Below are 24,102 nucleotides of genomic sequence, written 5' to 3' on the forward strand. Positions count from 1 at the left end.
ACACGTTACGGCCTCTTGAGTGTGCCGGACATCGAAGAGGACGTCGTTGGGCGCTTCCTGTCACGCTACGGCGAATGGGCTTGGGATGAAGCCGTCTTCGTCGCGTCCGTTCTGCCGGAGGGCGCTCGCGTCCTCGATCTCGGCGCGTTCGTCGGCACGTTCGGACTAGGGCTCGACGCGCTGCGGACGCTCGGCGGTCTGACCTTCGTGGAAGCCAACCCGCAGGCCTTTGCCCACCTCAGCGCCAACGCCGAGGCGCTCGCTCGCGCGCCAGCCGTCTCGATCTCGGCGCTGGTCGCCGCCGATGGGACGACCACGGCACGGGCCGGACGCGGCATGACCGGCAATTTCGGTTCGACCTCCTTCGCCGCGTCGGCATCAGGGGATGTCATGTCTGCCCCGCCCGAGCGGGTGCTCACCTTGGCCGAGCTCCGAGCCGCCCATGGCCCGTTCGACCTGATCAAGCTGGATCTCGAGGGCATGGAGAGCGAGGTTCTGGCCTCCGATGCCAGCGAGCTGTCCAGCGGGCGGACCACGCTCTGGCTCGAATGCAACGAGAACCGCGCGTCCCTTGCTGTTGCAGCGACGATCCTGGATTGGGGACTCGACCTCTATTACTTCGCATTCCCCTCCTACAATCCCAACAACCTGCGCAACGATCCGGACCCCATCTATCCCTTCGCCTACGAGGCCGGGCTGCTGGCTGCCCCCAAAGCGACGCCGCGCCTCGAGGCCTCGCTGGTCGAGCACGAGTGCATTCTCACGCGCATCGCCGCCCTCGGCGACCTGGAGGAGGCCCTCTGGCGCACGCCGCGCTGGGGCATGCGCGAGTGGATCGGCGCCGAAGCGGCGCCTGCGTTTGTGGCTCTGGCCGGCCGCTCCTGGCTCGGCCAGCACCGACATGACTTCCTGGACGGGCAGACCGCTGCCGCGGACCTGACGCTGGACCGCGAGGACGCCGCCCTGTCGGCGGCGCAGATGCGGTTCGCCGTCATTTCTGCGGCGCTGGAAGCGGAGCGCGGCAGGGCTGCGGACCACGCCTTTCGCGCCGACGAAAGCCAGCGCCGCACCGTTCAGGCCGAGGCGGCCTCGGCCCGAGCGCAAAACAGGTTCCTGGAGTCGTTGGCGGAGGTCGGCAAGGAGCGCTCGCTGCGGCGGCATGCCGAGCGTGAGCTCCAGGCAGCCAAGCGCCGCGAGCAGAGGCTGTCGGCGTCGCTCGAGGCCGCCGATAAACGGGAAGCGACCTTGTCGGCCATGGCAACAGAACGCGAGGCGGGCTTCTCGGCAACGCTGGCGGCGGCCGAGGAGCGCGAGGCAAGCCTCTTGGCGGAATTGACGGCGGTGCAGGAGCGCCTGTCGGCCGAGCTGCGGATCGCCGCGGAACGTCATGAGCACGTATCGACCGCGCTCCAGGCCGCAGAAGCGCAGGTCGAGCTGTTTCGCCGAAGCGTAAGCTGGCGGCTGACGGCGCCCCTGCGGACGCCTTTTCCGGCGCGCCATCGGCTGAGGCGGCTCCTTGGAAGCGCCCGTTCGCTGCTACGCCGCTCCTGAGGAAAGCTGAAGACGGTGCCCAATAAACCGAGCGATCATGAGCTCACCGAGCTGGCGCTGATCGAGCCCTATTTCGACGCCGAATATTATCTGGCGAACAATCTGGACGTGGGCGCCGCCGGCATGGATCCGGCCCTGCACTATCTCCGCTACGGATGGCGCGAGGGACGCAACCCCGGCCCTTCTTTCGATACGCAGCTCTATCTGCGCCTGTCGCCCGACGTCGCGGCCGCAAACGTCAATCCGCTGCTGCACTACGCAGTCGCTGGCCGGCAGGAGCGCCGGCCGCTGCGACGCCATTGGCACTCGTATCGCCGCATGCTCGACAGCGCCGCCTCGCCGAGTGCGGGGACGCGCCCGACGCCATGCGAGAGCCATGAGCGGCCTGACCTCGACGAGGCCGCGCTCGTCCGCCACCTGCGCGCCGAGAGCACAACTGCGCTCGTCGTCGCCATCAGCCACGACGACTATGCCGAGAGTATCGGCGGCGTGCAGAAGCTGATCGGCGAGGAGCAAGCCGCCTTTGCGAGCCATGGCTGGAGCTATCTCCATCTATGCCCGGCCCGTCATTTGCCCACGCTGGCGCAGCCTGCGTCCGCCGACGCCTTCGCGTTCCGGGCTCGCCTGTCGGGCCGCGCGCTCGGCGCGGTCGATGCCCAAGCGGTCACCGGGGCTCTGGCGCAGATCGCCGCCGACGGTCACCCGGTCGACTTCGTCGTGCACCATCTCATGGGTCACGCACCGGAGGTCCTGACCCAGCTCTTCACCGCGGTGCCGGACACGATACCGACGTTCTGGCTGCACGACTCGTTCGGCATCTGTCCCAATTTCAACCTGACCCGGAACGACGTGAGTTATTGCGGCGCGCCGCCGCCCGACTCGATGGCATGCCGCATCTGTGTCTACGGCCCCGGCAGGACCGACCATCTCGAGCGGGTCGATGCATTCTTCGAAGCCAACAAGCCACGCCTCCTGGCCCCTTCGGAGAGCGCTCTGGCGCGATGGCTCGCCAAGCGCCCCCTGCCGCACGCGGGGACGAGAATCATCGAGCTGGCTAAGCTTGTTCAAGCCCCGGAGCCGTTCACGCCGCCCGCCGCGATGCCGCTCAAGGTCGCGCACCTGGGCGCACGCATCGCGAGCAAGGGGTGGAATCAGTTCGAAGAGCTCGCGGCCCGGCTGATCGACGATGAGCGCTACGAGTTCTATCAGCTTGGTTATTTCGACGGGGCCGAGCGGCACCCCGCGATCCGGCACGTGCCGGTGAGCGCCGGCATGGCGGACCCCGACCAGATGGTGACCACCATTGCCGAGTTGGGCATCGATGTGGTCGTCAGCTGGTCCCAGGCTCCGGAAACGTTCTGCTTCACCGTCCACGAGGCGCTTGCCGCAGGCGCCTTCGTGGTCGCCAAGCTTGATGCCGGCAATATCTGGCCGGCAGTGCAGCGCAATGCGCCCGACCAGGGTTTCGCTTGCACCGACTGGCCCGATCTCCTCGAGCTGTTCGCCTCCGGCACCCTGTTGGCGCGGGCCGCCGCACCGCGGCGGCGCGGCATCCTGCTCGGCGGCGAGAACAGCGCACATGATCTGATCCCCCGGCGCCTGCGGGCGGCGATGGCAGGCCCGGCCAAGGCCCCTGCTTTGGAAGCCGAGACAGCCCATGGCTAAAGTGCACTGCTATACCAGCGCTTCGTTCTCATACCTCGATCGCGCCCGGGTCCTGGCGCACACGCTGAAGACGTTTCATCCCGACTGGCACGTCACGCTGTGCCTCTGCGATCAGGAGCCCCGCGGCTGGACCTTCGACCTGGCTCAGGAGCCGTTCGATCGCCTGGTGCGCATCAGCGAGCTGGCGCTGCCCGACCCGACGCGCTTCCTGTTCGACCACGACGTCGTCGAGCTCTGCACCGCCGTGAAGGGAACGATGCTCGAACGGCTCCTCGGCGGAGAGGCGGAGAAGGTCATCTACCTCGATCCGGATATCGCCGTGTTCAGCGAGCTCACGCCGATCGCCGACCTTCTGGACGAGCACGATGTCGTCCTCACCCCCCATCTACTGCAACCCGAGACAGAGCGCGGCGCCATCCTCGACAACGAGATCGGGTCGCTGAAGCATGGCATCTACAATCTGGGCTTCATCGCCGTAGCCAACCGGCCGGCGGGCCGGCGCTTCGCCGCCTGGTGGAGCGACCGGCTGCTCCACCATTGCTTCGACGACATTCCCAACGGCCTTTTCACCGACCAGCGCTGGTGCGATCACGTGCCGGCCTTTTTCGACGGCGTGCACATTCTGCGCGACCCGGGTTACAACGTCGCCAGCTGGAACCTCAGCCAACGCCCGGTCACCATCGGCACCGACGGCGTTATCCGGGCGGGAGGATCCCAGCTGCGCTTCTTCCACTTCACCAAGGTCACCTGGGCCGGCGAGCTGATGCTCGAGCGGTATGCCCGCGACCACATCGACGTCTTTGAGCTTCTCACGTGGTACCGGGCGCGCCTCGCCGAATGCCGGGCAGTCGGCCTGCCGGCGAACTATTGGGCCTTCGCGCACTACGGCGACGGCTCGCCGATCGCAGCCCTGCACCGGGACAGGTACCGGGTCGACCACCGGCTGCGCGAGCAGTATCCCGACCCATTCGTCGCGGGCCCCGGAATATTCGCCTAGAGCGCTTTGCGATTGGGTGGACTCACCCAATCGCAAAAGAAGCGCTTCAGGTTCAAAAGGTTATGAGCATGTCTCTGCCATTGGATGGTCCCATCCTATGGCGAAATGCTCGCGCGCGGCGGACGCGCAGCAGCGCCCGGCGCGTTCGGTTCAGGATGCCTGCACCAGGCCGAACTGACGGCGGAGCGTCTCGATATACGCCCGTTGCGCCCGCTCCAGCTGCGGGCCGAAGGCGAAGCCCCTCAGGACCTGGTGGATCTGCTCGATCTCGGCGAGATGGGCTGCCTCGTCCATGGCATGCGTCACGCTGCTGCCGTGGCGACGATGGACATTCAGGGCTTCCGCCTTGTAGGCGACGAGACCCGGGAGCGTGCACGCCTCGATATAGAGCCGCCAATCGCCCGCCAGATGGTAGTCCGTGAGGCCAGGCCCGCAGCGTTCCAGGACCGAAGCCAGGACGTCCCTGCGCCACAGCACCGAGCTCACGTTGAGGATCGGGTTCCTGACCGAAAGATAGTCCCGCAGGAAATCCGCACCCTTGATCTCGAGATCGGACTGCAGCGCGCCGGCAAACAGGGTTTCGTAATAGTCCTTATAGCTTGGGCGCAGCAGGACCCCGTTCTCGTCGATCGCCTGCGAATCGCAGAAGGCGAACAGCACATCGTCATTGTCGAACATGGGCACCAGCGCGCGTAGAAAATCCGGCGCGGAGAGATCGTCGGCTTCGGCGATCCAGATCAGGTCGCCCTGCGCCATCTCGCAGGCGCGCTGCCATTGCCTGAAGACGTTGCCCGAGTTCTGCGCGTTTTCCACATAGACGAAATCGCGCCTCAGCGTCTCCGCCAGGCGCTCGACCTCTTCGGGGCTGCCGTCGGTCGAGTAATCGTCCAGCACGATGACTTCGAACACCGGATAACTCTGCTCGAAGACCGATTGCAGGCGACCTTCGAGGTATCGCTTGTAGTTGTAGTTCGGGACGACCACCGAAATCTTCCAGACGCGCTGCATGACCGCGGCGATATCGAACGCGTACTTGTCGAATCGGTGCCCTCTCTCGATCACATGCATGCGATGGGCCCGCGCCTGCTCGGAGAGCAGTTGCGGATCGCTCAGGGCCCGCAGAACCGTCTGCTCGGCCTGGTCCTGATCAAGGTAGGGGGTGGTGAGCCCGAACAGGGGATCGGAGCGGAGCAGGTCCTTGATGCCGCCGCCCCAGTCGAACGCGACGACGGGCAAGCCGCTGGCCAAGGCTTCGAGCACGACCGACGGAAACGGATCCTCCCGCGAGCTCAGGAAGAACAGATTGGCGGCGGCCAGATAGCTGCCGATGTCCTTGGTGAATCCCACGAGATGGACATGGCCGAGCCGGCGGCGCTCGATATCCCGTAGCAGCCAAGGCGAGACCTGGGGGTGCACGTCACCGACCCAGATGAAGTGCAAGCCCTGCCTGGCCATGCGCGCCGCTAGCTCGACGAAGAAGTCGATGCCCTTGCGCACATCGCCGTAGCCGACGTTGATCACCACCGGCGCATGCGCGGGGATGCCGAGGCGCCGGCGCATCTGCTCTCGGCCGTCGGGCGCCACGACAGGCACGTTGTAGAGGCCCTGGTGGCGGATCACGGCCCGGTGCGCGGCGGCCGGATAGAGCCGGTCCAGCTCGTCGCGGACGTAGGAATTGGGATAGACGACCACGTCGCTCGCCGCGCAGATCAGCCCATAGAGCCCTCGCCCATGGTTGCTCTCGATCACCGTGGGTAGCTCATGGATCAGAGAACACACTGAAAAACTTTGGTCTTTCAGATATTTGGCAACAGCGCCGCTGAACACGGTATTGGTGATGGCAAACCCGTATCCCGCCGCTCTCAGCTCGGCCGCAAAGCCCGACAGGTCGCTGGCGAAATCGCTCGACTCCGCCCCGACGAGCGTGCGGCCGAGCGCCTTGAAGTCGCCGGTGAGATCGCCGCCGCCGATGAGGATGCAGGCGACCTCGTAGCCGAAACGATGGACCAGAAGCTGACCCAGATTGAGCAGGATGTACTGCGATCCGGCCGGAAACGCGTCGTGGCCGACGAGCAGGATTTTCGGCGCCCGGCGCGGACGCTCGCCGGTCACGGCCCGGGCGAGCGCGTTGAGGTAGGCGTAGCCGTAGTGCACGTCCGGCTCCAGATAGGCCCCCTCGCACCATTCGTTCCAGGCGTTGACGAAGACCAGCGGCTCGCCGAAGAAGGGGCGCGCCTGCGCGCGCTTCAACAGCGTCTCCATCCAGGCGCCGAATTTCTGCGGCGAGCTGTCGTGGATGATGCCGCCCCCCTTGCCTTGACGGCGCGCGTCATTGTCCCAGCCTGGCAGCGCCGTCTTGATCAGCGGATACTCCTGGTCGTCGCCATGCCGGGCGGACGCCGACACGAAGTCGTCGTAGAGGCGAATCTGGCCCTCGAAGTCGTCATCCAGGACATCCACCTCGGCGTTGACGAGCTCGATGTCCCAAGACAGCTTATGCGGCGGAAATTCGATAGCACCATCGAAACCATGTGGCCGCGGATCGTTGTTGTTGAAGGTTTGCGCCATGGCGATGATGGGATCGAGACCATGATCTTCGCGAAACAGCTTTCGCCAGAGCTTTATCGTCTCGACGAGATTGGGGACGATGTCCGAGCGGTACAGAAAAAACAACGGTCTGCCACCGCAGCGCATATAGCGTGGATCGACCATGTGGCGTGCCACATCGGCGACGAATGCCCGCGCCTGCGCCGGATCATACCCCTGCCGGAGCAGGATCTCGTGCTCCATGCCGTCCCAGCGCCGCGTCCAGTTCTCGTTGGCCCAGATCAGGCAGAATGGAAATTCCAGCGTGGGATCGCCCAGGAATGCGTCGACCGGGCGCTCGAGCAACCGCTTGCCGTCGAAATTGTAGTAATAGAAGCAGAAGCCGTAGAGCCCCATGCGCTTCGCCAGCGCCACCTGCCGGCGCAGGACGTCGGGGTCGCTCAGATCATAGAAGCCGAGATCGCGGGGAATGCGCGGCTGGTAGTGGCCAGCAAAGCGGGGCACGCCGCGGGGGATGTTGCGCCACTCCGTGAACCCGGCTCCCCACCAGGCGTCGTTCTCCGGGATGGCATGATACTGCGGCAGGTAGAACGCGACGACCTTGCCGCGCGGCGGCGCGCCAGGAGCCGGCGGCGCGGCCACATCCTCGAACAGCGGGCCGGGATTGCTGAATTTTCTGATCTCGCGGGCGATGCTGGGCCGATCCGGATCGGGCGACGTCCGCCAGCCGGCGTCGACGCCGATCTCGTAGAACGCCTGGATCGGATTCTTCGACCTGTCGTTGGCCAGATAGGCGCGCCACATGTACTCGGCGTTGAAGGATCGGCATATCCGCCCTTCGAATACTCCAACCTTCAGATAATGAATGAAAGCATTGACTCTATACTTGAGTATGTCCTGGCTGGAGGACACGTAAGCCACCGTATCGAAATAACGATTTGGCGCGTGTCGATGATCGAGCTGGACCGATAGATAGTGGGCGAGCCCGCACTGCGCGTCGAGATCGACGCCATAGCGCTCCGCATACCATTTGGCGTCGAAATAGGGCGACGGATTGCAGCCCTGCCGCTCTCCCCCCGCCAGGTAGTGGACGACGGCTTGCCCAGCGCCTTCGTTGGACAGGTACTTGCGTGCATACCATGCCGGATCGAAAAAGAAATTCGGCCGACGCCCTTCCCTCATCCCGATCGAAGCGTAGTGCAGGCGGGGATCCGTGCCGCGCTCGCGCAGCTCGGGATTCTGTCCCAGGTAGAAGTCTCGATCGAAGAGCCCTGAACTCAGCACATCTTCAGCCTGCTCGGCCGGTCCCCGCATCACACCCTCTTCCCCGCCTCCGACATGCCCGGCAGATGCTCGGCTGTTCGGCAGTGGAACGCCACACCCGTGTGACGGCGCGACCTCCGCCAGGCTGGACGCAGCCGTATCTTGAGTTGATGGATGGCCGGGTCAAGTCGATGCATCCATCAGCTGGGAAGGCGCTCGATCGCACCTGCGCCTGAACGGTCCGGCCCTCAGTTCATCGGCAGCCTGGAGCGCTTCTCTCTGATCGGGAAATGCTCTAGGTCGCCTGGGCCACGACGGTGGCACCGGCCTCCAGCGCAGCCTTGGCCTCGGGCAGGCCTGCGTCGGCGGCCTCCTGCATGAACTGCCGGGCGATCTCGTCGTTACCCTTGATGCGATATTTCCTCGAGACGAGGATGGCGTAGTTGTATTTCGCCACGACGTGACCGGCCCGCCCGGCCGCGAGGTAGTAGTCGCTTCCCTTCTGGATATCGCGGGGGACCTTGTCGCCGGCACAGTACAACACGCCGAGCTGGAACATGGCATTGACGTGGCCGTGGTTCGCCGCCCGGCCCAGCCAATGAAGCGCCTTCTCGATATCGACCGGCACCACATTGCCTGAGAGGTAGAGCATCGCCAGCGCATATTCGGCATCGATCTGGCCGGCCTCGGCTGCGGCCCGGTACCATTCGATCGCCTTGGCGGCTCCCTCCCGAGTCCTGAGCAGGATCGTCCCGAGATGAGTCATGGCGGGCGCGTGACCGGCGGCGATGGCCTTCTCCAGAAGCACCGTTGCCTTCTTGATGTCCGGCGGGGGCGTCTCGCGACGGGCATAGATCTGGGCCAGCAGTGTCGCGGCTTCCGCATGCCCCTGGTCGGCGGCGCACTCGAGCCATTTGGCCGCCAGGGCCTGATCGCGCTCGATCACGCTGCCTTGCAGGTAGGCCAGGCCCACCTTGAACTGCGCAACATCCAGGCCCTGCTTAGCCGCCTCCAGAAAGCGGCTCAGGGCCTCCACCGGGTCCTTGTCGACCCCGTCGCCGCGCTCGAGCAGAATGCCCAGGTTGAACTGAGCGACGGCATGGCCGTTGTCGGCGGCGCGCCGGAACCAGCGCCCGGCGGTGGCGATCACCTTGGGAACACCCTCGCCCGTGGCATACATGCGGCCGACGATGAACTGGGCATTCTTGTCGCCGGCGTCCGCCGCCTTGCGAAACCACTTGGCGGCTTCGATCGGATCCGGTTGCCCCCATCGGTCGCCGCTCAGCCCCTCGGCCAAGCGCATGATCGCGGGAAGATGGTCGGCCTTTGCCGCTTGATAGAGGTGATTTTGCGCCTTGATGAGATCGTAGTGCGCGCCTTTCTCGGCCGCGTGCAGCGCCGCCAGCAGGAAATGGGCCGGCGCAAAGCCCTGCTTGGTGGCCGCAGTCAGCCGCATGAGGATCTCGGCCTCGTGCTCGGGCTTCTGTCGTTGCATCAGCATTTGCCCGACGGTGGCCTGCGCCGGCGCATGGCCGAGGTCGCCGGCCCGGCGAAGCCACCTCAGGGCCCGCTTTTCGTCCTTCTCGACCCCTTTTCCGAGGCGATAAATCTCTCCCAAGCCGTAGGCAGCACCCGCGTTCCGCCGCTCGGCCGCGACCGTGAACCACCGGATCGCCTCTTCGTCCGACTGAGCGCCGCCTTTGCCCCGGGAGAGCAGCTCCGCCAGCAGAAAGGCCGCGTCCGCATGGCCCGCTTCGGCTGCGACCTGAAGATGCTCGCGGGCCAGAGCGAACACGTCCTCGCCCTTATCGCGCATCCCGAATATGCGTCCGAGCTCGCTCGCCCGCTCAGGCGACTTCTCGCTCGCTGCGACGTACCAGGCCCGGATGCCGCGGGGCAGCCCTTCCATCTTCATCAGGCACTTGCCGGCGTTGTGATGCGCGGCAACCGAGCCCTGCTCCGCCGCCGCCTGGTACCAGGCCAGGGCGTGCGGCAGGCTCATTTGCGTTCCCTCGCCCTTCTCGTGCATGTCCGCGAGGCGCAGCTTGGCCTCCATCGAGCCGGCCCGGGCAGCCTGCATATAGGCCGTGTAGGCGGCATAAGGCTTCTTCGCCGCCTTCAGGCGATCGCCCTTGGCAAGGCCGCGCAAAGCCCACTTGGCCCGCATGGATTCAAGCATCAGGGCTCCCGCATGGCTCCGGAGATGCTGCGGCTCATCCCGTCGGTGAGGTAGCGGAACAGGGTCCGGGTGCCAACGTGGACATCCGCCGTCAACGTCATGCCAGGTATCAGCCGGAACGAATCCGGCACCTGCACGAAGTTCATCTTCGTAATCTTGGCTCGCGCCTTGTAGAAGGCCGGCACGGCCTTGCCGGTATCGTCGGTCGTGAAGGCGCCCTCGCTGATCCAGAGCAGCTTGCCTTCGGCATCGCCGTGCGAAACGTAGCTGAAGGCATCGACCTTGATCGTGCACCGGTCGCCGGCGCGCACGTAGCCGACGTCGGTGGACGCGATCTCCATCTCCGCTTCGACAGGTGCATTGAGCGGCGCCAGCGTCATCAGCACATCGCCGATCTTGAGCACCGAGCCGACCGAGAGGTCAGATTTGCTGAGGACCACCGAATCCTCGGCCGCCCGGATCTCGACGAGGTCCTTCTTGCGGTTCGCCTTCGACAGCTGCGAGAGCGCCGTGTCTCGCGAGTTGCGCGCCGTGACGATCTCCTGGCTCAACTGGCCTTGCCACTGCTGAATGAAGGCATCCCGGTCGGCGGCCAGGCCGGCCAGGGAGTGGCGCGCTTCGGACAGTTGCTGGTGGCCGGCTTCCAGAGTGCGCAGCAGTTCGAGCCGCTGATCCGTCGCCGAGAGCAGATTGAGCAAGCTGCCGGCCTGTTTCTCGACCAGCGTCGCCCGCATTCCTTCGACCTGCTTCAGGATCTTGTCGCGTTCCTTGTAGCGCGCCTCGTCGCCCTGCAGCCGCTGCACGGTGGACTGAGCCTGGTTGATCTTCTGTGTGTAGCTGTCGACCTGCGCGTTGTACTGGGACACGCGTTGCTTGTGGAGGCTCGTCTGCAGGGAGACATAGGGGGCCATCGCGGCGGACACCTGCGCCGGGAATTTGGGCGCTTCGCCCTTTCGTTCCGCCTCGGCGCGAATGATCTGGGCATCCAGCGATGCGACCTGCTGCTCGAGCTGGCCGACATCCGCCGCTGCGAACGTGGGATCGAGTGTCGCCAGCAGCTGGCCCTTGGCCACCTGCTCGCCGTCCTTGACATTGATGGTCTTGATGATGGCCGGATCGAGCGACTGGATCGTCCTCAGGCTCTCCGTCGTCACGATCTTGCCCTTGGTGCTTTCGATCACGCGATCGAAGGTCAGCACCGTCGAGAGCGCCAGGCTGCCCCCCAGCAGGAGAACGATGGCCCAGACAACGTATCCGGACCCCGCCGGACCGGCGCCATAGATGACCCTGTCGGTCTCCGACTGGAAGCGGCGGATAACCTGATCGGTCGCGGCCTCACGCTGCATCGCGGCCCCTCAGCAGGCGGAGGTTCGGTTCGCTCTGCGTGATGTGGCCATTCTGCTGATACCACAGATCACTGTAGATCTCTGAGCGAGCCAGCAGCTCCTCATGCGTGCCGATATCGTTCACGCCCCCCTTCTCCATGACCAGGATGCGGTCGGAGCGCGTCAGCGAAGCCAGCCGGTGCGATATGACGATCACCGTCCGGCCCTGGCAGATCTTGGCCAGGTTGGCGTTGATGATCGCTTCGCTCTCCGGATCCAGGGCGCTGGTGGCTTCGTCCAGAATGAGGACGCGCGGATTGGTGATCAGCGCGCGTGCGATCGCCAGTCGCTGCCGTTGACCGCCGGACAGGTTCGACGAGCCCTCGTAGATCATGGTTTCGTAGCTGCGCGGCAGGCGATCGATGAACTCCTCGGCGCCCGCGAGCCGCGCGGCCGTGACGATCTCCTCATAGGTGGCGTCGGGCTTGGTGATCGAGATGTTCTCGCGAATGGTGCCGCTGAACAGGAAATTGTCCTGCAGCACGACGCCGAGCGACCTGCGCAGATGGTCGACCTCGTACTCGCGGATGTCGATGGCGTCGATCTTGATCAGGCCCTCGAAGTCGGAGTGCAGCCGCTGGAGCACGCGGGTGAGCGTCGTCTTCCCCGATCCGCTTCGCCCCATGATGCCGAGCGTCTGCCCTGGCTTGATCGAGAACGAGACATCGTCGAGCGCGTTGCTGACCGCCCCCGGATAACGGAAACGAACGTTGGAGAACTCGATCTCGCCCTTGAGCGGAGCGCGAACGCCGTGTCCCGTTCGCCCTTCCTCGTCCGGCTTGTTCATAAGGGCGCTGACGATGCCCACGGCACTCTGCGTCTGGTCGTATTGCTGGAGCAGCGACCCGAGCCCACGCAGCGGAGCGCAGACACGGCTGACCAGAATATAGAAGGCCATGACGGACCCGGCCTGAACCGCGTCGCCGCCGGCCACGGCGAGATAGATGGCGATGGCGATGGTGCCGTACTGCATGAAACGCTCGAGCGGGATGACCACCGTCTCGATGAGGTTCCCGATCAGACCCTCCGACAGGCGGGTGCGGGCTGCATACGCGACCAGATGATCCCAGCGGCGGCGCTGACGTGCGTCGAGCGACAGCGTCTTGACCGTCCGCATGCCCTGCAAGGTCTCGACGAGGAAAGCGCCGCGATCGCCTTCGGCCTTCATCGCGGCAATGGACCGGCGCCGGAACACCGGCAGCATCATCGCGATCCACAGCATGATCAACATGGCGACGCCGACGACGACGAGCGTCAGCCAGAAGTCGATCACGAACATGACCGGCAGGAACACGAACAGCGTGAAGGAATCGAGCACCGTGCCCAGGAGCGTTCCGGTCAGGAACGTCCTGATCTTCCAGACCTCCGAGATGTCCCGAATGATGATTCCGACCGGCGTCCGTTCGAATACGTCCATCGGCAAGCGCAGGACCTTATGGAAGATACGCAGCGACAGCTGCGCGTCGACCTTCGCCGATAGATGAAGGATCAGGGTCTTGCGGACGGCCAGCAGCACCATCTCGAACAGGGTGAGAACCACCATGCCGATGCACAGGGCCGTGAACGTCGACAAGGAGTGATGGTGCAGCACGCGGTCGAGCAGCAGCCGGATGAACAGCATCGGCGCCAGCGCCAGGAAGCTGAGAAAGATGGCGGCAATGGCGACTTCGCGGACGATCGCCTTCTCGCGGAACACGAGCGAGGCGACGTAGCCGAACGAAAACGGCCTCTCGACTTCCTCCGCCTTATAGCGCTGCTGGAGGAGGATGATCTCGCCGGTCCAGGCCTCCTCGAACTGAAAGCGGTCGATGAGGATCGGCGCGTCCGGCACCGCCGGATCCTTCAGGACGACCTCGGAGGCGCCGGCGGTCTCGCGCGCCGAGATGAGAACCAGCGAATAGCCGTTCTTGAGCACTGCAATCGCCGGCAAGGCCTCGCGCAGCTTCAGCACGCGCGCCCAGTCGAGCTTCACCGATTTGGCGCGAAACCCGTACTTGCCGGCCAGGGACACCAGGTCCGCGGCCGTCAGGTCGTCGGACTGGAGCGCATGATCCCGGATGATGTCGCCGGCGTCGAGGTGAACGCCGATCTGCCGCACGGCGAGGATGAAGCTCTGCAAGAGCGAGCTGCCACGGTCATCGGCGGGACTTGCGTTCGACTGATCACTGTCCAGCACATCAGACATCATCGGTTCCTCAGCCACGGCATAGAAAAGTCGCCGAACAATATGGCTCCCGAGAGGCACGATCCATCGGCGGCAGAACCATGTCTACACGCAGCCGCATGTGGACGAGCATACGCGGAGCAGACGAGCCAAGCCAGCACTCTCATGATTATGTGTTGCCGGCCGCCCGAGACAAAGAAAGCGGGAGGCCGCTCGGCCTCCCGCTCCATTTCTTACGATCACGTGCTGAGCGAGGCTCAGGAGCCCGACGACTTGAAGACGATGTTCTGGACGTCGTAGACGAGCACGCTCTGCGCCGTATCACCCGTACCGAACTGGTACATGGTGCTGCCGTCCTCGTTGTGGGTGATCGTCGCCTGATCGGCGGTGTAGTTGTAGAAGGTGACGGTGTCGTTGCCGGCGCCGCCCATGATCGTGTCGTTGCCGTTGCTGCCGACAAAGAACTGATCGTCACCCTCGCCGCCGATGACGGTGTCGTTGCCGCCGCCGGTATCGGAGCTGGAGAGGTAGAACGTGCCGGCTTCGGAGCCGGTGACCTGCAGGTAGTCGTTGCCCGAGCCGCTGAACAGCGTATCGCCGCCCTTACCGAACAGATCGCTGCCGCCCGTGCCGGCGAAGAGGTAGCTCTGGCCACCGCCGAACAGCGTATCCTGGCCCGCGCCGCCGAACAGCGAGTCGGCTCCGCCGGTGCTCACCAGGACGTTGTTGCCCTGCACCACCTGAGCCTGGCCGCCGCCCGAGCCCAGGACCAGCAGGTCGTGAGCGCCATCCGCGATGCCGGCGAGGAGGACGTCCTGTCCCGCGCCACCGATCAGCGTGTCCGCGCCGCTCTGGCCGAACAGCGTGTTGTTGCCTTGGAACACTTGCAGCACGCTGCCGCTGCTGCCGGCGTACGACAGCAGCACCGAGGAGTCGCCCTCGTTCAGGCCGCCGAAGATGGTGTTCGAGCCGACCGCCGAGGCACCCATGTTGCCGTCGGTGACGTAAGCGGTCGCGCCGCCGTGGGCTTCGGCGATCTGGTTGTGGCCGGTGCCGGTGATCAGGGTGTCACCCTGCCAGCCGACCAGCGTCTGGAAGTCGCCCGAGCCGCCCTGGACGGTGTCCGGACCCTCACCCCAAGCCAGCACGCCGTAATAGTCTACGTCGCCGCCATTGAGGTAGGAACCGGCCGGGTCCGTGAGCACGACGTCGATGCGGTAGTTGTCAGCCGTGCCGCCGTCGCCGCCGCCCAGGAAGATCGCGTTCGACGACAGGGTGGTAAACTCCTGCCCGACGCCGGCGCCACCCTCGGCCACAACCACATGATCGGTACCCGGAGTGTACACCCCGTTGGCCTGGAGCGCCGCCAGCGTCGCCGCCGCCACGTCCGTCGGGCCCGACGCATGTACCAGGTCTTCAAGCTGAGCCGTAGTCAGATCATATGTTGCCATTACTTAACTCCGATTTTGAAATGCACAGGAGTCTCAACGAACACCGGCCGCGCGGAATACCTTGATACGGCCACCATCCGAATTCGAAGCCGCAGGCAAGTTCTGAGCCGCAGCAAAAACTGAAGAGGGAGAAGATGCGCCCGCCGGGCCAGAGACACTCGGCGCGACCGACGAAGCCGAGCCGCCGAAACCCGCCAGAGCCGCAGCCGACACCGGGGGAGCGGCCGCGACCTCCGGCTGCGCCCTTGTCAGCGCGAACCGAAGCCCAACCAGTGCATCCCGCGGCGACGGCGCCACGAACTCGAGCTCCGCCCCCGACTTGCGGTCGATCGACGCCCCCAGATAAAGCGCCTCGGCGTCGATCTCGTAACGATCCGGGCCGGAACTCGCCAGCCGGAAGCGAACGCCGTTCAACGGCCGAGCCCGCCCCCGCGTGCCAGCGAACGTGCCGGCCGGCATCCAGGCGGACCACCCCTCAGAGAAGCCGGCGAGCAGCACCTGGTACTCCAGCCGAAACGGAGAATTAGGCGCCAGGTCGATCTGCAGCCCCTCGATGGGCGCAGGCGCGGCCGGGCCGGCGACCCATTCGCCCAGCTGACCAAGAACATCGCCGCGGCGGGACACATGGAACAGAAGCCGCGCCAGGACCGGCCCAGGCATCACAGGCTGGGCCGCCCCATTCCGATCCGCCACCGCCCGCGGCGCCGACACGACAGGCGAAGCTGCGACAGGCTGGTAGGACGGAGCAGGAGCCACCGCCGACTGATACGAAGGAGCAGGAGCCGCAGCGACACCCGGGGCACCGACCTTGGGCCCAAGCCGCTCGAGGGCAAGATTTGAATCCGTCGGACCGCCGGCATACCGCGGATGAACGAAGACATCCAAGGTACCGGACCCGGCCGCGATGATCACCGCCACCTCGCCCGGCCCCGTCAATTCACCCGCCCTGTAGCCCGGCGCGGGAACGATCTGAATGACGCCCGCCGATTGCTGCGACGGCGCGAAGGTCACGCGAGGAGCCGTCGATGCGTCGGGGCACGAGGCATAACGGAGCGCGTAGAGCCCGCGCTCGACCGATACGACCGTCCGCCGCTGTGCCCCCACGTCGAACACTCAGTGCCCCCGTCTTTTCGCTGCCGCATCGCGACATAGTCCGAATATGCCGGGACACTAGCCGTAACGACAGGGCCGAGTCAATCCATTTTTCCGCCCGACTTAGAGACGCAAGCGTCATATTCTAGTCAAAATCAGCTCAAGAGACGATCATTTCATGTTTTTCGGCCAGAAATCGGATGCTTCGGCTGTTAACTCGTAGCGTTTATTCAATTGTGGCGCAAAAAAAATCGACGGCAAGTATTCAATTCTCATGCTTTCCGTGCGAATTGCAGCGCATTTTCAAACCAATTCTTCTAGATCGCCCTCGAAGCGCGCGCGGATTGTTTTTTGCAACGCAACATCCCTGAAGGGGACACATGTGCGGCGAAGTAGTTTCATTCCCGGGCCTTTGCAGCAACGCACCCTGCTCGGCCTGAGCGCCCATCACAACTAACTGAATCCAATAGCATTTTTCGAAAGATTAAAATCCGGGCAAAAATGGCTCGCGCGCGCCGGTCAGATCGCTTTGCTCAAAAAGCAGCCAACGCCGATCGTCACAAACGCGTGAGCAGCGACATGAAGCGGGGCACGCAAACCGCGGCCTTGTCATAGCCGTCTAAAATGCGCTGGCGCGCCCGTTGCCTCATGCCATCGAACGCCTGGCCTTTCTCGAGAACGGATACAACCTGGGCGGCAAGCGCGTTGGAATCGAAAAAGGGCACCAGCATGCCTTCGCCCCGTCGCAGAATCTCCCGCACCGGCGGCGTGTCGGACCCGATGACGGCGCAGCACGCGCTCATGGCCTCCAGCAACGACCACGACACGACGAACGGATAGGTGAGATAGACGTGGGCGCTGGAGATCTGGAGAAGCGAGAGATAATGCTCGTATGCCAGATGACCGACAAAGTGGACGCGGCTCATGTCGAGCCGCGCTTCCACCTCGCCGAGAAACAGGTCCTTCCAGGTCTGGTTGCCGCGCGGACGAAGGCCGTAGGGCGCGACGGTGTCGCCGACGATGACGATTTCGGCTTTCGGCTGCGCCCGCTGAATCTCGGGAATCGCGCGCATGAAGACGTGGAAGCCGCGCAACGGCTCGAGCGCCCGTGACACGAAGGTCACCACCTCGTCGGCGCGCGTGAGCCGACGGCCGGAGGCCAGCTGGAACGCCGCGCCGGGATTGGGGGCCACGACCGCGGTATCGATGCCCTCGTGCACGACGTGGATCTTGGTCTGCAACTCAGGCGGGTAGGTGGAGCGCTGCCATTCCGTCGGCGAGATGCCGATGTCGGCGTCGGCGAGAGCCAGCAGCTGCGAGGCGTTGCGCGCGTTCAGGCCGACCATGCCGTCGACGCCATAGGACGGGAACTCGGGATCGAAGCCGACGTCGAGCCCGCGACTGCGGTAGTAGAATTCGCTGTAGACGACGATCTTGGCTTTCGGGAACATTTCCCGGAGCGGCAGGGTCTCGCCCCAACCGCTATGGCCGACGATGACGTCCGGCTCGAAGCCGCTGCTGCGCAGCTTGGTTGCGGCGTAGATGACCTCCTCGGCGCGGCGGCACTCCGAATCGAAGCGTCGCGCGAACGTGTGGGCCTGGGACGAGGGGCCGTCGGCCCGATAACGCTCGAGCCTTACACCCTCGACGTCTCTCGCCGTCCAGGTGCCGATAGCCGCCACCTGCACGCCGGCGGTCTTGACGAGGGCTGGCGCGACGTGTCGGAACTGAGCCGGGAAATTATTGTGTACGAACAGAACATTCATCAGGACCTAAGCCGGCTCGCGTGGGTGAATGTGCAGCTCCCTGCGCCCATCGTCGCGGGCACGGGCTGGCCGAGCGCTCTGCTCACAGAGATGGTTCGAGACGGTCGGACGGTCTGCCTCGTGCCGTCCGTCCACTCTCGATCGGCCCGGGCGCAGCGCTACGGCGCCGTGTCCGAGCCGTCTTCGATCGCTTCCGCCAAGCGCGCCTGCGCCGTTCCCATCAGCGTCGCGTGCACCGCCGCGCGGTCAGCGTAAGGCATGAGGCCCAAGGCCCATAGATCATAGGATGGCCCGGCCGCCACGCGAACCTCGGCGAACCCGGCCTGCAGGATCAGCCGGCCGAGACGCTTCGCCGTGAAGCCCGTGTTGTGCGCCATGAACTCGTTGCCGTTCTCGATGGACTTCGAGTGCCCGAAGAGCATGTCGAGGGGCGTGATCGGGCCGGCCGGGGACATGTAGGCCACAGTGTCGAGGTCGTCGGCGACCACCATCTGGCAGACGCGCTCAAGATCCGGGCACGTGATCAGGGCAAAGCCGGTGTCGGCCAGGACCCGGCGGAACTCCTGCAGCGCCGGAACGACCTCGTGGGCATAGAGATGCTCGACGTTGTGGGACGACCAGAGGGCATCGAAGCTGCCGTCGGCGATCAGCCCGCGCATGTCGGTCATCGACCCGACCAGGTCCGGCAGCACCCGCGGATCGATGTCCAGACGGACCTCCTCCCAGCCCCCGCCGTGGAACGCCGCGTGCAAACGGCCGGCAAACGCAGGACCGGAACCGACGTTCAAGACGCGCCGGATCCTCGCGGGCTGCACCCGATTGTCCGGGGAATAGGCCATCGCGGCGGTCACGTCTGGGAAAGCAGTCATTCCTTGGTCCTTCGCAGCGGCTCGTCCACGGACGGGGCCTCCCACGTGCGGGGCGCCAGCCCGCGTGGCGGCCAAGCCAACGCTGTGTATGGGTCGGGATCGAGCCCGAGCATGGGGTTGTAGAGCATGTCAGTGGCGAGGTGGTCATACCAGTTAAGTCGCAAGGCCGCCAATTCACGCCGGAGCCGTTCCGACTTCGGCCTCGTCACCTCGGGCCCGCGGCTGCTGGATTCCTTGTGAATCAGCCGCGCGTAAGGCGTGAAAACGGTCCGCAGGCCCGCCTGGCCCAGCCTGAGGCAGTAATCGACATCATTGAAGTTGACGGAGAACTGCGTTTCGTCGAGGCCGCCGAGTTCACGATAAAGCGACCTGCGGGTCATCAGGCACGCGCCCGTCACGGCGCTGCATTGGTGCGCGGCGAGAAGCAGGTCGGCATACCCCGGATCGCCCAGAATCAATCCGGTGTGGGCGTGCCCGGCCGCGAAGCTCTGCCCCAGAACCACGCCGCCGTGCTGAACCACGCGGCTGGGCCAGACCAGCAGGGCGCCGACAGCGCCCACGCGCGGCTCGGCCAGCCGGCCTGCCATCTCGTCGAGCCAATCCTCGTCGAGCGCCTCGACGTCGTTGTTGAGCAGGCAGATCAGCTCGGTCGTCGCTCGCTCGACGGCCCGGTTGTTGAGCCGGGAGAAGTTGAACTCGCCGGTCACCCGCTCCACCGTCGCGCCATCGGCGGCGAGCGCGCGCAGATAGGCGATCGTATCCTCGTCGTCGCTGTCGTTGTCCACGACGAGCAGTTGCGCCCGCCCCGTCCCGACCAGCGGCGCCACCGAATCGATGCAGGCGCTGAGCAGGTCCAACCGGTTGCGCGTCGGGATGATCAACGTCACCGGCTCAGCGGGCGCCTGCCGCCGCACGCGCACGCTCGGAAAGATCCGGCCCTGGCTCGCCTCGAGCACGCACGGCACACGGCGACTTTCGAGGTGGGACGCGACGGCGTCACGAAGCGCGTCCGCGGCAACCAGCGGCTCGATGTGGGCGACGGGTCCGGGCACGTGGATGGCCAACTCCTCCGGCGGCCGGCCGACGGCGGCGAAAGGCGCCAGCGCCAGGGCGAACAACGACGATGCGCCCTGCCGCAGGGCGGACGTCACGGCGTGCGCGCGCATGGCGAACAGCGAGGCGAAATAGCCCTGCTCGAGCAGCCGCTCATAGTCGAAGGCCGGAAAGGCGATGGGCTGGCGCCGCCCCTCCCGCCCCGCGATGGTCACATCGCCGTAAGCCAGAACGCCGTCCGGATAGTCTGCGAACGCAGCGGTCAGACGGGCCAGCCCGTTCGGCTCCAGCTCGGTGCCCATGCGCATGAGCACGACGGTGGCGCCGTCGCGACCCTCCGTCTCCAGAAACTCGGCCAGATCGCTCGGCTCGAAATGAATGCCGTCGCGGCTCGCGATGGCGCCGGCGACCCAGTTCTTCAGCGTCTGGCGCTCCAGGCTCCGCGACGTCCGCTCGAGCTCGGCGGCCGCGTTGCCGATGACGACGATGGCGATCCCGCCATCCGCCGGCTTGCCGTCATGGCGCAGGAAGCGCTTGGCCCAGCTCGCATATTCGGCGAACGGCAGCGATTGCGGCACGACCCGGTCGATGAGCTTGGCGCGCACGTTCTCGCCCGTCTCGTCGCCCGGATAGCCGAGCGCGTCGGCGAGGGCGTCGGGAAAGGCGATCAGGCTCAGCGGGCTGCCGCCGAGCTCCTCGCCCTGGCCCGAAAAGACGCGCACCACTTTCGGGCGGCCGTCGGCGACCTCTCGCGGCAGGTGCACATCGAAGCCGGGCACGGCCTCGTGATCGCTGACCCGGGTCACATGCGACCAGCGGTTGGGGGCGCATTCCAGAACGGGTTCCCCGTCGACGGCGAAACGGAGCCAGGGCGTCGTGCGGCTCGGGCCAAGCCACCCCGCCAGGCGTAGACCGCCTTGCCATTGGACCTGGCCGACCGGGGTGAAGACGTCCTTCTCGCGCCCGGGAAGCCGGAACTTGCGGAGCGATTCGTGCGTATTGGCGACCCGGACCTCGACCTCGGCCTGCAGCTCGCTGGACGGCAGCCGGGACCAGAAACCATAACAGCCGTCGCCTTCGCGGGCGCGCCACAGCTCGTCGACGTACTGGTTCGCCAGGATCACATCGACGATGATGCCGTCGACGGTCAGCTCCAGCACCCAGCGCCGTCCAGGGTCGCCGGGGTCGAAGACGTAGCCGGACACACATTCGCCGTCGACCAGGCTCACCCGCCAGCGCAACCCCGGTGCTCGGCCGGTGCCGGTGAGCTCGTGCGTGACGGCGCTCCGCATCTCGTTCATAGCTCGAGGAACCAACGCGCGATTTCTCCGGCTGCCCGCTCCTCGCAAAGGCGGGGGTCGAGGGCGAGGTCGGCACCGTCGACCTTCGCCGCGCCGAACGAGAAATCAAAGAAAGCCTTGGGCGGGCAGCTCGTCGCGGCAAGGGCATCGGGAAACGCCAGGCCATCGCGATAGGGCAGCACGATCGCCTTCACGCCGAAATGCCGGCCGGCACGGAGCAGGTCGTCGGCGGCGTAACGCCCGGCGACGAACACGTTGCCCAGGCCCATGACCGACAGGTCGGACAAGGTCTTGCCGAAGACGACGATCGGGCCGTCGCACCCGTGCGCGCGAAAAGCCGTGGACAGGGACGCGATCAGCCGCGTCGCCTCGCTGCTCGCCGCCGGCACCACGATGCCCAACGCCGGCCCATCGGGTCGCGGCGCCCGCTCGGCATCCGGAAGGGTGTCGTGCAGCTTGGCGGCCGCGGCGGCGCCGAGAAAGCGGCCGACGAATGCCGCCGTCACCCGATCGAGCGGGATGATGTGATCCGCGAGCGACAGAATCTGGTCGAGGCGGCGACCGAAGCCGGCGATCGGCCCCTCGTCGATGGCCGCCTGGTAGGCATCGAGGCAGTCCTCGCACACGGTTCGCCGATCGGCCGATATCCGGCACGGCTCGGCCCAGGCCCTGAACGACGGCGCCAGAATTCGACCGTCGGCGATGACCCAGTCGATCGGCCGGCCCATCGACGACAGCATGTCCCAGACGGGCGGCGGCAGGCTCAGCGGGTCGGACAGCTCGATCCGCGCCGGATCCAGCCGCTCCAGATAGGAAGCGAGATCATCCAGCTCGTCGGGCACGCCCAGGGCGAAGGACAGCGACTGCGGCGCCTCGCCGGCAGCGCCGGTGAGGGCCAGCCGTGTCCCCTGCTCCTCGCTCGCGCAGACCACCCGGCGGCCCTCCGCCCGCATGCGCGCGATCCGCTCATCCAGGAGCACGCGGCCCGGCCCCTGCCCGGTGACGTGCAGGACGTCCACGCCGGCCGGCACCACCAGCCGCGCGATCGCTTCCCGCGCCGGCCGCAGCGGGTCCAGCTCGAGGTAGGCCGCACATTCGAGCCTGTAGTCGGGAAAGCGTTCCGCCAGCACCGTCAGGTTGTGCACGACGAGGTCACGTTTGGCATCGCTGAACGAGCGCGACCCCAGGTGACCGACGTAGACGCCCGTCGCGCAGACGTTGCGGAAGCCCAGGGCCTTGGCCCTGAGGCAGAAGTCGACATCCTCGTAGTAGCCCTTGCCGTAGCCCTCGGCGAGGCCTCCCAGCTTGTCCAGGCAGGCGGAGGTGATGAACAGGCAGAAGCCCACCCCATTGGGCGCATCGACGACGGCCGTTCCGTTCGCCGCAGCAGCCGCGGCGTCCCACGCCTCGACCTCGGAGAGCCCGCTGATCGGATTGACCACGTTCTTCTCCGGCAGGCTGAACAGATCCCCGTTGTTGGACCAGGGCGTGACGGTGCCGATCGCGGCGGAGCCGTAGGCCGCCTCTCCCAGGCGGACGAGCGCGGTCGGCGGCAGCAACGTGTCGGCGTTGACGAGGACGACATCCTCGCCCTCTGCCCGCTGCCTGAGCGCGCGATTGACCGAAGCGGCGAAGCCGCGATTGCCGTCATTCGACATCAGCTCGATGTCGCCCCGGGCGGCCAGCGACCTGACTAGCTCCCGAATCGCCGGGTTGGGGCTGGCGTCGTCGACGACGGTGATGCGGTGGCGCATGGATCCGAAGTCCTGCCGCAGCACCGACTCCAGGCAATCGCGCGTCGCCTCGTAGTCCTCGTAGACCGGCACGACGACCATCAGCGCGCTGACCGCCTTCTTCCCGGTCTCGTCGGCACCGAAGCCGGCCTCGGGGGCAAGGCCGAGCTCCCGCTCCACCGGATAGGGCACGTCCTGGTCCAGGATGCGGAAGCTGACCTTGCATTCCCCCAGGAAATCGAGGTCGACGTCGAGCAGGCAGGCGTGCTGGCCCTGGGACAGCGGATGGGCCGGATCGCGCCGCAACGGCCGGGAGGCCTGGAAGCCGACGCCGCGGCACTGGATCGTGATGGCCTCCGGCCCCGACCAGCATGCCCATCCGCGAAGTTTCGCACCGGCCCGGCAAAGCTGGGCGACCACCGCCTCCCCCAGGGCGAACAGCGTCTCGACGGCGCGCTGGCGATCGGCCGCGGTCGCCGTCAAGGATCTGAGCAGCGCCCAGGCCGCCCGTCGCCGGGCCGCCGGATCCGGCGAGCGGAGCAAGCGCACGGCAACCAGAGGGTCGGCCGGGTCCATCTGGATTGCCGTCGCCAGATCCGCCTGCGCAGCTTCGGCATCTCCCAGCCGGCCGAGCGCTTCGGCGCGGAGCAGATAGTCCCGGGCGGTCGCGCGCCTGGACACGCGGCAACGGCGATCGGCGAACTGGAACGCCGCGGCCGCGTCGCCGCGGTTCAGGGCGGAGGCGGCGTTCAACGTCAGCATATCGGTATGCTGGCCCGCGCTCAGCAGGGCACCCGAGAGGTCGCTCGGCTCAGCCATGTCGTAACCGGCGCATTGCGGGACTTCGGCTCGAACCGTGGCGGCGCATCCGCCCTCTCCCTCCGTCAACCGCCAGGCGATCCTGTCCAAGCTGTCCAGGCCCGCCCGCGGACCACGAGAACGGCCCAGCTCCTACTATGCGCATGGCCTAGGGGACGCGTCCATGTCCGGCAAAACCGCAGTCTGCCGACGGCGCTTGCGCCGGGGCGCGTCGCCGATCACAAAACAGTGTCGCCAACCGGCTATCCCACCCCACAACCAAACCCA

13 protein-coding genes are annotated in these 24,102 nt (G+C 66.1%); 3 read left to right on the plus strand and 10 right to left on the minus strand.

What is annotated here, in order from left to right; translation table 11 throughout:
• Positions 1-21: 21 nt before the first annotated feature.
• The 3 genes from ACZ5PO_RS38060 to ACZ5PO_RS38070 are packed head-to-tail and all read left to right on the plus strand — an operon-like array spanning position 22 to position 4,213.
• Positions 22-1,551, plus strand: a complete 1,530-nt coding sequence (locus ACZ5PO_RS38060; protein ID WP_464197212.1) for an FkbM family methyltransferase — start codon at positions 22-24, stop codon at positions 1,549-1,551.
• Between the two features lie 15 nt (positions 1,552-1,566).
• Positions 1,567-3,216 carry a glycosyltransferase family protein gene (locus ACZ5PO_RS38065; protein ID WP_464188341.1) on the plus strand — a complete coding sequence of 550 codons (1,650 nt, stop codon included), beginning with the start codon at positions 1,567-1,569 and terminating at the stop codon, positions 3,214-3,216.
• Positions 3,209-4,213 (plus strand): hypothetical protein, encoded by a 1,005-nt coding sequence (locus ACZ5PO_RS38070; RefSeq protein WP_464188343.1) that lies wholly within the window; start codon positions 3,209-3,211, stop codon positions 4,211-4,213. Before ACZ5PO_RS38065 ends, ACZ5PO_RS38070 begins: the two co-directional genes overlap by 8 nt.
• Positions 4,214-4,363: 150 nt before the next feature.
• Here ACZ5PO_RS38070 and ACZ5PO_RS38075 read toward each other — a convergent pair whose 3' ends face one another.
• From ACZ5PO_RS38075 to ACZ5PO_RS38120, 10 genes are all read right to left on the minus strand, one after another.
• Positions 4,364-8,074: a glycoside hydrolase family 99-like domain-containing protein gene (locus ACZ5PO_RS38075; RefSeq protein WP_464188345.1), complete on the minus strand. Its 3,711-nt coding sequence runs from the start codon at positions 8,072-8,074 to the stop codon at positions 4,364-4,366.
• Between the two features lie 244 nt (positions 8,075-8,318).
• Positions 8,319-10,202, minus strand: a complete 1,884-nt coding sequence (locus ACZ5PO_RS38080; protein WP_464188348.1) for a tetratricopeptide repeat protein — start codon at positions 10,200-10,202, stop codon at positions 8,319-8,321.
• Positions 10,202-11,548 carry an HlyD family type I secretion periplasmic adaptor subunit gene (locus ACZ5PO_RS38085; RefSeq protein WP_464188350.1) on the minus strand — a complete coding sequence of 449 codons (1,347 nt, stop codon included), beginning with the start codon at positions 11,546-11,548 and terminating at the stop codon, positions 10,202-10,204. The genes ACZ5PO_RS38080 and ACZ5PO_RS38085 overlap by 1 nt, the downstream gene beginning before the upstream one ends.
• Positions 11,538-13,772: a peptidase domain-containing ABC transporter gene (locus ACZ5PO_RS38090; protein ID WP_464188352.1), complete on the minus strand. Its 2,235-nt coding sequence runs from the start codon at positions 13,770-13,772 to the stop codon at positions 11,538-11,540. Before ACZ5PO_RS38090 ends, ACZ5PO_RS38085 begins: the two co-directional genes overlap by 11 nt.
• Positions 13,773-14,008: 236 nt before the next feature.
• On the minus strand, positions 14,009-15,202 hold the full coding sequence (locus tag ACZ5PO_RS38095) for a calcium-binding protein (protein ID WP_464188355.1): 1,194 nt from the start codon (positions 15,200-15,202) through the stop codon (positions 14,009-14,011).
• A gap of 33 nt (positions 15,203-15,235) precedes the next feature.
• Positions 15,236-16,315: a hypothetical protein gene (locus tag ACZ5PO_RS38100; protein WP_464188357.1), complete on the minus strand. Its 1,080-nt coding sequence runs from the start codon at positions 16,313-16,315 to the stop codon at positions 15,236-15,238.
• 536 nt (positions 16,316-16,851) lie between these two features.
• A complete protein-coding gene (locus ACZ5PO_RS38105; RefSeq protein WP_464188359.1) occupies positions 16,852-18,060 on the minus strand; it encodes a glycosyltransferase in 1,209 nt (402 codons plus the stop codon).
• Between the two features lie 158 nt (positions 18,061-18,218).
• The gene (locus ACZ5PO_RS38110; RefSeq protein ID WP_464188361.1) at positions 18,219-18,929 is read right to left on the minus strand and encodes a class I SAM-dependent methyltransferase; all 711 of its coding nucleotides are present in this window, start codon (positions 18,927-18,929) and stop codon (positions 18,219-18,221) included.
• On the minus strand, positions 18,926-21,283 hold the full coding sequence (locus tag ACZ5PO_RS38115; RefSeq protein ID WP_464188363.1) for a glycosyltransferase: 2,358 nt from the start codon (positions 21,281-21,283) through the stop codon (positions 18,926-18,928). The genes ACZ5PO_RS38110 and ACZ5PO_RS38115 overlap by 4 nt, the downstream gene beginning before the upstream one ends.
• Positions 21,280-23,835 carry a glycosyltransferase gene (locus ACZ5PO_RS38120; RefSeq protein ID WP_464188365.1) on the minus strand — a complete coding sequence of 852 codons (2,556 nt, stop codon included), beginning with the start codon at positions 23,833-23,835 and terminating at the stop codon, positions 21,280-21,282. The genes ACZ5PO_RS38115 and ACZ5PO_RS38120 overlap by 4 nt, the downstream gene beginning before the upstream one ends.
• Positions 23,836-24,102 lie beyond the last annotated feature (267 nt).

The sequence above is a fragment of the Chelatococcus sp. KU-N122 genome (assembly GCF_055391085.1).

Coding starts and splice junctions, on each gene's coding strand:
- ACZ5PO_RS38070 (WP_464188343.1), top strand. CDS start 3,209: ATGGCTAAAGTGCACTGCTATACCAGCGCTTCGTTCTCATACCTCGAT.
- ACZ5PO_RS38075 (WP_464188345.1), bottom strand. CDS start 8,074: ATGCGGGGACCGGCCGAGCAGGCTGAAGATGTGCTGAGTTCAGGGCTC.
- ACZ5PO_RS38080 (WP_464188348.1), bottom strand. CDS start 10,202: ATGCTTGAATCCATGCGGGCCAAGTGGGCTTTGCGCGGCCTTGCCAAG.
- ACZ5PO_RS38085 (WP_464188350.1), bottom strand. CDS start 11,548: ATGCAGCGTGAGGCCGCGACCGATCAGGTTATCCGCCGCTTCCAGTCG.
- ACZ5PO_RS38090 (WP_464188352.1), bottom strand. CDS start 13,772: ATGTCTGATGTGCTGGACAGTGATCAGTCGAACGCAAGTCCCGCCGAT.
- ACZ5PO_RS38095 (WP_464188355.1), bottom strand. CDS start 15,202: ATGGCAACATATGATCTGACTACGGCTCAGCTTGAAGACCTGGTACAT.
- ACZ5PO_RS38105 (WP_464188359.1), bottom strand. CDS start 18,060: ATGAATGTTCTGTTCGTACACAATAATTTCCCGGCTCAGTTCCGACAC.
- ACZ5PO_RS38110 (WP_464188361.1), bottom strand. CDS start 18,929: ATGACTGCTTTCCCAGACGTGACCGCCGCGATGGCCTATTCCCCGGAC.
- ACZ5PO_RS38115 (WP_464188363.1), bottom strand. CDS start 21,283: ATGAACGAGATGCGGAGCGCCGTCACGCACGAGCTCACCGGCACCGGC.
- ACZ5PO_RS38120 (WP_464188365.1), bottom strand. CDS start 23,835: ATGGCTGAGCCGAGCGACCTCTCGGGTGCCCTGCTGAGCGCGGGCCAG.